The following is a 12,329-nucleotide window of genomic DNA, read 5'->3' on the forward strand; positions in this document are numbered from 1 at the left end:
CAGAGCACCGCCCACGTGGCCGTCGTCATCGAGTCGGTTGCATTCGCGAAATGCAGCAGCATGTCGGCGAAGCCGAAGTGGTCGTTGGGCGAACGATCCGCATCGATCACTGCGAGCCGATCCCACCGGGTGTGCAACTTCGACGCAGGCTGCAGAGCGTAGGGGATCGTAGCGCGACCTTCTTTGTCCGGGCTTACGATGCGCACGAAACCGTTTGCGACGCCGTGGCAACTCTCGTCAATGTCGCGCGGGTCCAGCTGAGATCGCGCCTTTCAGCGAAGCTGAATCCCTGCAAGGCGCCGGAGCGCAGCCGGTGTTCTGGTGAGGCCCGGTCACATCACGGCTGGCAGAGCCGTGTTGCCCCTTTCTCATCAATGTCTCTCAAAACATGACGGGCCAAAATAGCAGATCTACTATGCGCAAGCGCATCGAAACCTCTTCTGAAAAATACGGAAGAAAGAGCGATAGCAAATCGAGTAGTGGGACGAGCGACAGCAAGAGTACCGGGGGAGAAAAAAGCCAAACGAAAGCAAAAGAAGGTGCGCTCAAGTTCTCTGCCGAAGCACTGTATCCCCTGCGCTACGTTAGAGCCAGTTGCTCGTAAGCATGCAAATCGGGGAATCCACCGAGGCCAAACCTTCGGAATGATGTCGGGCGTTTCAGTTTTTGGTGGAGGCTATGCCACGTGATTTTCGATGCTGCAAAAAGGCCAACTCGACAGGAATTTTCGTCCCAACGATTGGAACCTTGGAAAGTTTTTTGGTTTGTATTTGCGTTGGCCGGCTTGGCCATCGGGGTGCAGTTGCTTAACGTGCGACATGCTACGCGGGAGGCCGAGTCGGCAAGATTGTTGGACATCAGCAGGTACGTGTCGGAAAACCTTACTCGCCAGCTCGACGGCCTCAACAAGACCCTGACCAACATAAAGCGCGACTACCGTGATTCTGTATTCAGCGCGTCGAGCGCAGATTCCTCGCGGCAGCTGCACTTGCTCACCGACGCGATCCAGGCGGTGAGTGGACTTGCGGTCTATGACGCCAATGGCACGGCCGTGGCTTCCGATCGAGACAGCGACGTGGGCAAGGACTTCTTCTCTCAGGAGTTCTTCACAGCGGTGCGCAGGCGGCCCGATCCCAATGTTCTCTATCTGTCGCGTCCGTCGGCTTCTGATGATGAGAGGGTTGCCTTGCACCTCTCTCGCGCGATCTTTAACACTAGCGGCCAATTCACAGGCGTAGTCAGCGCGACCTTAGACGAAGAGTTTTTCGCATTCACAGTTCGCTCCGCACTTTTTGCACCTGACATGCGTGCCACCTTGGTGCATCCGGATGGCGCAATTTTCGTGACAGTTCCAAAAATCGAAGGCCGGCGTCCCGTGAATGTGGCGACACCTGGCTCAGCCTTCGTGGATCACGTTGTGAACAAGCGGAAGAGAACCGTTTTTGAGGGGCTTGTTGCCGTGACGGGTCGGGAGCGGCTGCTGGTGCTCACCAGTGTCCAGTCGCCTGAGCTTGGCTTGGACAACACCATTGTCTTCGCCGTCAGCCGCGAAAAATCTGCGGTCTACGCGCCCTGGTACCACCAGGTGAGAATCTATGTGTCGCTGTACTTGGCGGTGCTTTTGATGGCCACCGCTCTCCGATTGTTCGAAAGGCGCAGGCGTCGCAAACTCCTGCAGCAAGAAGAAGTCGCCCAGGCAGCACTGCGCTTGAGTGCATCACGATTGGAACGAGCGCTCGATGGAGCCCAACTGGGTTTGTGGGAGCTGCACGTTGACAGCAGGCAGCTGCAGTTGGACGCGCGCGGTGCACGCATGCTTGGCTATGAAGAATCCAACATGGTCCGCAGCACCCAAGAGTGGACCCAGACGCTGCATCAGGATGACCAAGCAGTGAATATTGCAGCATTTGCGGCACACCTCAAAGGCGATACGCCCGTCTACGAAAACGAGTTTCGTGTTGAGGTTAAGGACGGTGGATACGTCTGGCTTTTCAGCCGTGGCAAGGTCACAGAGCGTGCTCAAACAGGGGCGCCCCTGCGTGTCATAGGTACCTTCATGGATGTTTCCGCCCGCAAGGCGAATGAAGCAGCCTTGGCGGAAGCAACCCTGTTGCAAAAACTCTCAGGTGAGATAGCTCAGATTGGTGGTTGGGCCGTGGAGGTCCCCTCCGGTGTCTCACGTTGGACCGAAGAGGTCTACCGGATCCATGATCTTGATCCCGTCGATGCCCCGGATTTGTCCAATGCACTTGACTTCTATACAGAGGAATTCAAACCGGTAATTTCGGCGGCCATCGCGAAGGGAATGCAAGATGGAACGCCTTGGGATTTGGAACTTCAGATCGTATCAGCCAAGGGGCGCCTGGTTTGGGTAAGGGCGCAGGGTGCTGCAATTTGCCAAGGTGGAACTATTGTGAGGCTCGCGGGCGCCCTGCAGGACATCACTTCTCGCAAGCAAGCCGCACTGGAACTCCAGCGCCTAAATGCAGCCCTGTCCGAACTGTCATATCAGGACGCACTGACCGGAGTGGGCAACCGAAGGCTGTTCGACGAAGCTCTGAGTGCCGAATGGGGACGCAATGCTAGGCGGGGTTCGATGCTCGCGCTGCTCATGATCGATGTCGACTACTTCAAACGATTCAACGATCATCATGGGCATCTGGGTGGAGACGAATGCTTGCGCCAGGTAGCCAATGTGCTCAGGGACACGCTTCGGCGCTCCCATGAACGGGCCATGCGGTATGGAGGCGAGGAGTTTGCGATTCTGCTGCCGGAGACATCCGTTGAAGGGGCATCCCTCGTTGCGCTGCGCATCCTGAGTGCAATGGCCGCTGCGCAGATTCCCCATGGCGCGTCGCCAGTGAGTCCTTGGGTCACCCTGAGTATCGGTGTTGCGGGCGTAATGCCAACTGTGGACGCGAAACCGTCCATGTTGACGCGGTTCGCCGATATGGCGCTCTACCAGGCCAAGGCCCAGGGGCGGGCGCGCCTGGCCACCTATGAAGATGTAGAACAAAAATAGGGGTCTACCCTGCGCGCCCAGCGTGCGGTCGGCCCTGTCGGGAAAACTTTTGCATTAATGGCAAATTTCAGGGGCTGCGGCTTTTACAAGCGGCAGATATCAACCGCTGCGACCACCCATTCGCCATATCCTTGAACAGCACAGGGGCCTCACCCTCCTTGTATTCTTCGCGCGCAACAGCGGGCCCTTTCCAAACTGGAAGGGCGTGGTAGGAGAGCCAGAGGTACCAGGCTTTTTTGGTCGAGCAATCGACCACGACCTTCGCGTAGTAGGACCGATATGGTTGACCTCTGAATGATGTCCTGTTGCGATCACGCGAGACCCGTAGCTCAATCATTACACGTTGATCAACACCAATAGGCTCAGGTTTGATTTCGATCAGGTTGTTCTCAGTCAGTGCCTGATCACCAGTGAGCGTGAACCATACTGTCTTTACTTGGGCATGGGCACAGAGCACCTGCAATCCGAAGACGACAATCGCGGCGCCGATGCGGGTGGACTTAGAAATGACTGAACCCTCAATTTGAACGCGAGCCATAGAAGTCTTCGGATGTGAGGTCAGTAAAGAAAATTGGAATTCGCCGGCATTGTTTTCGAAAGTAGTCCGCTCTCTGCAAGGCAATCAGATCACGCTTTTACCTGAGAATGCATTCTGTCATGGCAGCTTCGCTTGCGCCTGGCAGATTGGGTGTAGCAAGCAAAGCGATGATCGATTGCCTATCGCGAGTGCACCTACCACTGGGTTGCCAGCTCGTGCAGGTGTTCCAGGAATGCGCTGGCCACCGGCGACAGGCGTTTGCCTTTGAGCCAGAGCGCCGACCAGGAGGATGGCGCAGGGAACCGGTTCGCCTGCAGCACTTCAAGCCCGTCCGCCGAAGGCTGGCCGGCGAGGGCGTGCCGGAACACCAGGTCTAGCCCTATGCCCCCAGCAATCGCTTGCTTGACGGATTCATTGCTGCCGAGTTCCAGCCGCACGCAAGGGTGCGGCTGCCGCAGCACGTACGCGTGAGGCGCCTGCCAAGGCACGGCACAGCGCGGAGATCGGGACCAGCGGGTTGTCCCTTACGCACAGCAGTTAGATCCTGCCAATCAGGTCCATGGTGTTCACTTCTCGAACCCCGCTGCATAAATGACCTGCAGGGTAGTTTGAACACATGGCTCTCTTTACTTCGGCGCTACCTCTGCTGGTGATGCTAAAAAGTCACCAAAAATTCCACTGCCGAGCAATTGGGCTATCTACGCCTGATGTGGCTTCAGCCAGGTCGCCAAGGTCTTGTTCCCCGTCGGTCCCGAGTCCACCTTCACCTGAAGGCCGAGCTGGCTTGTCGGTAGCCGAGCAATGCCGAATATCTTGCGTGCCCCCATGCGTCGAAGCGGCAGCCTTAAGGGTGCGGCTGCAGCCGTGGCAATAACTAAGGTCAACGAGGTAAATTTTGGATTGGTGAGACGCTATCCCCAAACGTTGTGAATGGCTGCCCAGAAGCGCACTCTTTTGGCGTTTGAGCGCGGTGTTGGTCCCGCTTCAACAACCCATCACTTGATTACATCCTGGTTGCCCTCGGTCCACTGGGATGGGCGCGTTTCATATCCATCGAATTATGGGGTGTTGTAGGAGGTGTGTTGCAGGTTCAGACCGACAGACTCTTCCTATGCGCAAGTTGCCAAGCACAAGCCTTTGTGTGCAGCCAATGTGACCGCGGCCACCGCTGATGCGCCAGTGGGCGCAGATATCACCCGTCGAAGTCTCCAACGCGAGGCTAGCAATCGTTATCAGCAAAGTCGCGCGGAGCGGCACAAACACGCAGCCCGCATGTATCGATGGCGAAATGTGACGTGCTGGCGCAGCATGGTTAGTCACGTATCCCCTGCGTCGCCAGGTAGGCGCGCACCCGCGCATCGGCAGTCAGCCCGATGGCGCGCGACAGGGCGCTGCGCGCGGCGCTGGCGTGACCGCAGGCGCGCTGCAGGTGGGCTGTGGCCACCCAGTACGGCTGGTGGGCCGCGACGTCGGCCGCATTGATCGTGAGCAGCAGCGCCAGCCCCTGCGCTGGTTCGCCGGCTTCGCCCAAGGCCACAGCCTGGCCGATGCGCGCGCCCACCGTGGGCGACTGCGTCGCGAGCACGCCGTACAGGTGGGCGATGGCGCTCCACGGTGTCTGGCCGGTGTGGACGCGCTGGCAGTGCGCGGACTGGATGGCAGCCTCCAACTGCAGGCTGCCGGGCTGGCGCAGTGCGGCGGCGCGGTGCAGGCACTGCTCGGCCTCCTGGAGCAGCCTGCGGTCCCACAACCGGGTGTCTTGCCGGGTCAACGGCACGAAGGCGTTGTCGGCGTCGAAGCGCGCCGGTCGGCGGCTTTCGCAGTACAGCAGCAGGGCCAGCAGGCCCCAGGCTTCTGCACTGGCCGGCTGCAGGTGCACCACCAGGCGGGCCAGAAAGTGCGCCTCCGAAGCCAAGCCGTGCGTGGTCTCGTCAGCGGCGTCGGGCGCGGCGTCGCGCGTGCCCAGGGTATAGGCGCCGTAGATGCCGTCGAGCACGGCCGACAGGCGCTCGGGCAGCTCACGCGCTTCAGGTGTCTCAAAGCGCAGGCCCGCCCCGCGAATCCGCGCCTTGGCCCGCACCAGCCGCTGGGCCATGGCACTGGGCGACACGAGGAACGCCTGGGCCAGCGTTTCCGCATGAAGGCCCAGCACGGCCTGCAGCATCAGCGGTGCGTGCATCGCTGGGGCCAGGGCCGGGTGGGCGCAGACGAACATGAGCCGCAGGCGATGGTCAGGCACATCGGGCGTGTCGGGTGCCTGCAGGTCGGACTCCAGCACCGCCAGGGTTTCGGGCGCCTGCTCCACCCGGCGGTGGCGGGCCGCCTGCAGCAGCTCGCGCCGGGCCGTCGTCAGGAGCCAGGCGTCCGGTGCATCGGGCACGCCGGTTTTAGGCCAGTGTTCGAGCGCGGCGAGCAGGGCCGAAGACAGCGCGTCTTCGGCGGCGGCCAGGTCGCGCCAGCGCCAGGCCAAGTGCGCCACCAGCCGGCCGTATGATGCGCGCGCCGCGGTTTCGGCCTGGCTCCAGCCGGGCGGCGGCGCGTCTAGCATGGCTCAGACCGGCGCGCCGGGCGGCGGCGGCATCACCGGGCGGACTTCGACGCCTGTGGCGGCGCACGGGGCCCGTGCCGCCCATTCAAGCGCCTGGTCGATCGAATCGACATTCAGGATAACGTAGCCACCCAGGTGCTCGCGCGTGTCGGCGAACGGTCCGTCCTGCACCTGCCGCTTGCCGTCCTTCACGCGCAGGGTCGTTGCCAGCTCGCGGGGTTGCAGGCCGTTGCCCGAGGTCATGGTACCGCTGGCGGAAATGGCGCCCATATACGACGTCCAGGCGCCCCAGTAGGCGGGGGATGTATCAGGGTTGTCGCGCTGGGCCAGGTCAGCCGGGCTTTCATAGAACATCAGCATATATTTCACGGTCAACTCCTGTGCACGGGTGGCACGTAGGGGGGTGGAGCGCGACCATCGCGTTCCTACAAGCTGGATGCGCCAGTCCGCACGCAATCGACACTGGCCATGAAATTTTTGTTGCGGCCTGCGAAATGCTAACCCGGTCGCCACCAGTCGGGCAACAGGCGGCGCACGTCCGGCCGGTCAAAACGGTCTTTGATGAAAGAAAGCAAGTCGCGGTCGTCCGGCCCACGGATCACCCGACCGGCCGCCTGCACCACCTTTTTGCACGCCGGGGTAGAGCTAGGCGTAGTCGAAGCCGGCGCTGCTCGTTCACCGGGTTGACCTGCGGCAGGCCCAGTGTCGCCACGAAGGCCCCGACCAACCGGCAGCCGGACAGGTCGATGCCCTAGGCATAGCTGCCATCCAGCACGGCGAAGCCCACACCGCTGCCGCCGAGCGCAAAGCGCGCCAGGAACGCATCACGATCTGTGTCTGCCATCTGGCGCGTCTCTGCCCAGATCGGGCGTGTTCTGTCCCTGCTGTCAGGGCTTTCGGCGTTCCGAGCCTCGACACTCGATTGCTCGCGCTCAAGTTCCTCACTTATCGCCTGCACGCGCTTGAGGGCGCCCGCTAGACTGGTGGAAGGCAGCGTCCTGCGCGGCGAGCTGATGCGCCAGGCGTATCTCGGCGACCGAATGAAAGTCTGGTGGGGACGCCTTAGTAAGGCGCTAGTGTTTACAGAGGTGGTGCAGGCCGTGGGAGGTGCCAAGGCAGCAAGAGGGGGTCCACTTCCGCCACTTGATCCACAGGTGACGACGCACTAGTCAGGGGCCAGAAATGATTCCGGCGTGGGCCTGAGCCGCCTGCAAGAGGGGCACTCGCAAGGCGCGCTCTGATAACATAAGTTGCAGGTATGGATGTGTGGAAATCAATCATATGACCAGCTTGCGTAAGCTCATCGGCTTGCTGTCCGGCGCGATGATGTGACGGCATCCGCTGTCAACGGCGCATTCACCACACGACCAGGGGTTTCCATGCTCTCACTGTCTTCGTCCCTTCGCGGGAAAATCGTCGCCATGACCGGCGGGCTGGTGCTGGTCGGCCTTCTGGGGCTGTCGGCCACCAATGTGTTAACCGCCCGTCATTACGCGATGGATTCGCTCAACGACCAAGCCCGTTCGCTCGCGTCCTCGCACGCCGAGGGCGTGGCCGAATGGGTCGCGCAGAACCACCGGGTGGTGGCGTCCCTTGTGCCGGCGGTGGACGCCGAGGATCCGCTCAAGCCCCTGGAGCAGGCCAGGATCGCCGGCGGGGTTGACCTGACCTACATCGGTTATGCGGACAAGAAAGCCATCTTTTCGGAAGTGCGTACCCGCGCCGCGGATTACGATCCGACCGTCCGGCCCTGGTACAAGCTGGCCGCCGCAGCCTCTGGCCCGGTGGTGACCGAGCCCTACATCAGCGCCTCGACCAAGAAGCTGCTCATTACTTTCGCCCGCGCCGTCAAGCAGGGCGCGGACACCAAGGCGGTGGTTGCCACCGACGTGCTGGTGGACACGGTGGCGCGCAATATCGCGTCGATCCGCCCCACGCCCGGCACCTACGGTTTCATCGTCTCCAAGGACGGCAAGATCGTGGTGCATGAAGACCAGAACCTGCTGCGCAAGCCGGTGACCGACATCGCGCCCGGCCTGGACACGGCCGGCATGGCGGCGCTCAAGGGGCTGACCGAGGTCAATATCGCGAACGAGGCCCGGCTGGTCTATGCGGCGCCAATTGCCGGCACCGAGTGGACGCTGGTGGTGGCACTGCACCGCGACGAAGCCATGGCCGGCATCCGTTCGATGGTGTGGTCCTCGCTGGTAGGCAGCCTGGCCATCGGCCTGGTCGTGGTGCTGATGATCGGTGCCATGCTGACCAAGGTGCTGGGCCGCCTAACCGTCTTGCGCGACGCCATGCAGGAGGTGGGCTCTGGCGACGGCGACCTGACCCTGCGCGTTGCCGCCACAGGGCGCGACGAACTGGCCGCGATCGCCACCGGTTTCAACCAGTTCGTGGAAAAAATCCAGGCGGTGATGCAACAGGTGCGTACCAGCGCCGACGGCGTGGCCACCGCCAGCACCGAGATTTCGCAGGGCAACAACGACCTGTCCGCCCGCACCGAGAGCCAGGCCAGCGCGCTGCAGCAAACCGCTGCCTCGATGGAGCAGCTGAGTTCCACCGTCAAGAAGAACGCCGACAACGCCAGCCATGCCAACCAATTGGCGATGAGCGCTTCCGCCGTCGCCATCCAGGGCGGCGAAGTGGTCGGCCAGGTGGTCGAGACCATGAAGGGCATCAACGACAGCTCGAAGAAGATTGCAGACATCATCAGTGTGATCGACGGCATCGCCTTCCAGACCAACATCTTGGCCTTGAACGCTGCGGTCGAAGCCGCCCGCGCCGGCGAGCAGGGCCGTGGTTTCGCAGTGGTCGCCAGCGAGGTGCGCAGCCTGGCAGCCCGCTCGGCCAATGCGGCCAAGGAAATCAAGCAACTGATCACCGACAGCGTGCAGCGGGTCTCGGACGGCAGCGCACTGGTGGACCGCGCCGGCACCACCATAAACGAGGTGGTCGGCTCAATCCAGCTCGTTACACAGATCATGAGCGAGATCAGCGTGGCCAGCGCCGAGCAAAGCGCGGGCGTGGCGCAGGTCGGCGACGCCGTCACCCAGATGGACCAGGTCACCCAGCAGAACGCCGCCCTGGTCGAGGAAATGGCTGCTGCAGCGGTCGGCTTACAGACCCAAGCCAGCGATCTGGTCAAGGTGGTTGGTGTGTTCAAACTGAGCGCGCATGCGGCACCCGTACCAGCCCATCGCCCGTCTGCTCGTGCCGTGCCTGCTTCTGCAAGGTCCCCGTTGCCAGTCCCGCCAGCGCGGCCCGCGCCAACTGCGCGCATTGCAACCGCGGCAGCCGCAACCAAAACCCGCAAGCCCGGCTCGCCGCCGGTGAGCGCCGCGCCGGCCAAGCTCGCATCCCGCGCGCCTGCCAAACCGGCAGACAACGAGGCGGACTGGGAGTCTTTCTAATGTGGTCGAACATGAAGGCTGAGAGAGTTGGCGGATTCAAAACTGAAGCGCAACACTGTAGGGTCCGCAGACACACAACTCCGCGCGTTCCAGTATCTACAGCCAACTGCAGCTCGAAGGCCGATTCACCATTGCCGGCCTGATCATGCTTTCAGCGAGCAGGTAAGGAGAGGCCCGACCACAGCTCGTTGAGGTCCGGAAACTTCCATTGGTCAGGGTCCTCGCGGGCCACGATCTTCTCGGTGCAGCCCGGCTCGGCCAGATCGATGGTGGCGGGCGGAATGCGCATGTCCGACTTGGTGGAGAAGAACACCTTCACCTTGGGCGAGGTCAGGGACTTCTGGCCCTGCTCGGTCACCACGCCGATGCGCCCGGAGGTCAGCCGCACCAGCGAGCCCACGGGGTAGATACCGATGCTCTTCACAAACGCCTGGAACAGCCGGGGATCGAAGTGCCCCTTGGTCCACTCGGCCATGCGGCGCAGCGACTCCGCCGGGTCCCAGCCGCGCTTGTAGGGGCGGTCCGAGGTGATGGCGTCGTACACATCACAGATGGCCGTCATGCGCGCGATCAGGCTGATTTCTTCACCCTTGAGTTTGTCGGGGTAGCCTGAGCCGTCCATCTTCTCGTGGTGGTGGCGGCAGGCGTCCAGCACCGAGTCTTCCACGCTGCCGCCCTCCTTGAGCATCAGGTAGCCCTGTACCGGGTGGCTCTGGATCACGGTGAACTCCTCATCCGTGAGCTTGCCTGGCTTGTTGAGCACCGCCAGCGGAATGGCCGCCTTGCCCAGGTCATGCAGCAGCCCGGCCATGCCGGCCACGCGCGTGTGCTCTTCATTCAGGTTGATCTGCTTGGCCAGCGCCACCATCAGCGCGCACACCGCCACCGAGTGCATGTAGGTGTAGTCGTCTGCCGTCTTCAGGCGGGCCAGGCTGATCAACGCACTCGGGTTGCGCGTGACGGAGTCGGAGATCTCTTCGACCAGGCTGCGCGCATTCTCCGAGTTCACCGCCTTGCCCATGCGCGCTTCGCTGAACATCGAGACCATGGCCTGCCTGGCTTCTCCGCAGATGGAGGCCGCCGCCTGCAGCTCGCTGTTCATGCTGGCAGGTGCCCGGCTCCGCGCACGGCGGGGAGGCGGGGAGGGCGGCGGCGGCGGATCCACCACCAGGGGCGGCATGGTGTCGAGCATGCCGAAATCGGTATCCACCTGAAAGTCGGCCTCCTCGCGCGAGACGGAGCGCACACCGGCCGCCACGTCCAGGCCCTTGGACGTGTCGATCCAGACCTCTTCGATGGACGCGGCCTTGATGCGTGCCAGGTCCTTGGGCTCCTTCAAGACGAATTTGGCCCGCCAGAACGGGTGGTCCATCCACGAACCGCAGAAATCGTGCACATACATGCCCAAGGTAAGGTGCTGAATGCTGATGCGCTTGAGCATGAAGAATTTCCCGTTCTGGCTGCGCTTCGGCAGCAATCAAGATTTCAAGATGGAAGAACGTCATTGTCAGCCAGGCTGGGCTTGCCCGTGGCTGGAGGTCGCCGCGGCGTAAGTGGTTTGGGATCCACTGACCGGACGGTAGTCAATCGAATTCTGTGCAGGCAGTGCATCGTCCTGGAATGCCTTGGCCTTGCGCCCGATGTCACGACTTCATGCTGACTTGTTTCCCGGCTACGTCGGTCGTGAGCACTTTGAAGCTGCGGCCTTTGTTCAGATGCAGCGAGACAATGCTGCTTGCAAAAGCGCGTACCAGATCGATCACATCACCTATAGCGCCTGCGGAGGGCCCTGTCGACCAACGATGTCACCTTCGCAGCCAATGTTTCAAGATCAAAGGGACTTGTGATGACTTGCATCCCATGCTCGAAAAGGCCACTTCCGGCAAGCGCAACTCCGGAGTGATCGATGACGAAGAGCACCCGCAGTGCGAGCCGCTCATGTGAGGAGAGTCAGCCAGTTGGCGGCCTTTCATGCCGCCCGGCAAGCCGACATCGGTAGGCAATAGTTCGAGGCACGGTGCTCCGTGGCAGCGTCTTTCAACCTGATGCTTTTGAGCTGACAGGTATGAGCGTGACCGCCCACCCATTCGTGCTCAGACCCAATTGATTCTGTTTTGCGTGCGATGCGATCACCACTGATTTGAAAGGATTTGGCTGGGGGTTCCGCGTCCACGAAATCAGTTTTGGACTACTGGTGATTGCATTCTTTACCTACGCGGATACATCGCAGTCGCCCGGATCATGGAGTCCCCATAAGCAATTTGGAGCCTAAGATGGCCACAACGCCAAAACGAGAGAAAGACGCTTGCGATCTGCTCGACGCTGATCACAAGAACGTTAAAAAGATGTTCAAGGAGTATGAGGAGCTAATTTCCTCCAAAGCTCGAAATGCAAAAGAGGCGCGTCTCGCACTTGCACAGACTATTTGCAAGGAGCTGACTGTACATGCCCAGATCGAAGAGGAAATCTTCTATCCAGCCGTCCGGGCTGCGATCAAGGAAACGGATCTTCTAGCGGAAGCCGAAGTGGAACATCAGTCGGCAAAGGACCTAATTGCGCAAATTCAGGCGGAGCCGATCGTATCTGAAATGTTCGATGCCAAGGTGATCGTTCTGGGCGAGTACATTGACCACCACGTGAAAGAAGAGCGGAACGAGATGTTTCCTAAAGCGCGAGCCGCCCGCAAGCTCGATTTGTTGGCGCTACGCGATCAACTTGAAGCGCGCAAGTTAGAGCTTTTGGAACTTGATCGCGCCCCTCAACCAGCTTAGCTGTGTCGTTCGCGTGCTGGTGATTTGGTATCAT

The 12,329-nt window shown here is 61.3% G+C and carries 10 protein-coding genes and 1 pseudogene; 5 read left to right on the forward strand and 6 right to left on the reverse strand.

The annotated features are described in order from the left end of the window. Positions 1 to 50: 50 nt before the first annotated feature. From QYL93_RS32035 to QYL93_RS29375, 3 genes are all read left to right on the forward strand, one after another. Positions 51 to 392: a hotdog domain-containing protein gene (locus tag QYL93_RS32035; RefSeq protein ID WP_370877070.1), complete on the forward strand. Its 342-nt coding sequence runs from the start codon at positions 51 to 53 to the stop codon at positions 390 to 392. Positions 393 to 415: 23 nt separating this feature from the next. Continuing rightward, positions 416 to 604 (forward strand): hypothetical protein, encoded by a 189-nt coding sequence (locus QYL93_RS29370; protein WP_305746991.1) that lies wholly within the window; start codon positions 416 to 418, stop codon positions 602 to 604. An 81-nt stretch (positions 605 to 685) separates the two neighbouring features. Further along, a complete protein-coding gene (locus tag QYL93_RS29375; protein WP_305746992.1) occupies positions 686 to 3,022 on the forward strand; it encodes a diguanylate cyclase domain-containing protein in 2,337 nt (778 codons plus the stop codon). Between the two features lie 67 nt (positions 3,023 to 3,089). Here QYL93_RS29375 and QYL93_RS29380 read toward each other — a convergent pair whose 3' ends face one another. The 5 genes and pseudogenes from QYL93_RS29380 to QYL93_RS29400 form a co-directional block, all read right to left on the reverse strand. Further along, positions 3,090 to 3,560 carry a surface-adhesin E family protein gene (locus QYL93_RS29380; protein ID WP_305746993.1) on the reverse strand — a complete coding sequence of 157 codons (471 nt, stop codon included), beginning with the start codon at positions 3,558 to 3,560 and terminating at the stop codon, positions 3,090 to 3,092. Between the two features lie 194 nt (positions 3,561 to 3,754). Further along, on the reverse strand, positions 3,755 to 4,048 hold the full coding sequence (locus tag QYL93_RS29385; protein ID WP_305746994.1) for a LysR substrate-binding domain-containing protein: 294 nt from the start codon (positions 4,046 to 4,048) through the stop codon (positions 3,755 to 3,757). 824 nt (positions 4,049 to 4,872) lie between these two features. Continuing rightward, a complete protein-coding gene (locus QYL93_RS29390) occupies positions 4,873 to 6,108 on the reverse strand; it encodes an RNA polymerase sigma factor (protein ID WP_305746995.1) in 1,236 nt (411 codons plus the stop codon). Between the two features lie 3 nt (positions 6,109 to 6,111). Continuing rightward, positions 6,112 to 6,468 carry a YciI family protein gene (locus QYL93_RS29395; RefSeq protein WP_305747000.1) on the reverse strand — a complete coding sequence of 119 codons (357 nt, stop codon included), beginning with the start codon at positions 6,466 to 6,468 and terminating at the stop codon, positions 6,112 to 6,114. Positions 6,469 to 6,605: 137 nt separating this feature from the next. Beyond that, positions 6,606 to 6,976: pseudogene (locus tag QYL93_RS29400) on the reverse strand (helicase C-terminal domain-containing protein); the annotation flags it as partial. A 511-nt stretch (positions 6,977 to 7,487) separates the two neighbouring features. On the opposite strand from QYL93_RS29400, the gene QYL93_RS29405 reads away from it, so the two are divergent. Further along, a complete protein-coding gene (locus tag QYL93_RS29405; RefSeq protein ID WP_305746996.1) occupies positions 7,488 to 9,524 on the forward strand; it encodes a methyl-accepting chemotaxis protein in 2,037 nt (678 codons plus the stop codon). Positions 9,525 to 9,675: 151 nt separating this feature from the next. Here the strand turns inward: QYL93_RS29405 and QYL93_RS29410 are convergent, their stop codons facing one another. Then, positions 9,676 to 10,965, reverse strand: coding sequence for an HD-GYP domain-containing protein (locus QYL93_RS29410; RefSeq protein ID WP_305746997.1), 1,290 nt, complete (start codon positions 10,963 to 10,965; stop codon positions 9,676 to 9,678). 832 nt (positions 10,966 to 11,797) lie between these two features. Between QYL93_RS29410 and QYL93_RS29415 the strand changes: the two genes are divergently transcribed. Continuing rightward, positions 11,798 to 12,295: a hemerythrin domain-containing protein gene (locus QYL93_RS29415; protein ID WP_305746998.1), complete on the forward strand. Its 498-nt coding sequence runs from the start codon at positions 11,798 to 11,800 to the stop codon at positions 12,293 to 12,295. The last annotated feature ends 34 nt before the right edge of the window (positions 12,296 to 12,329 follow it).

Source organism: Acidovorax sp. A1169 (assembly GCF_030704685.1).
In the GTDB taxonomy this organism is placed as follows: domain Bacteria; phylum Pseudomonadota; class Gammaproteobacteria; order Burkholderiales; family Burkholderiaceae_C; genus Acidovorax.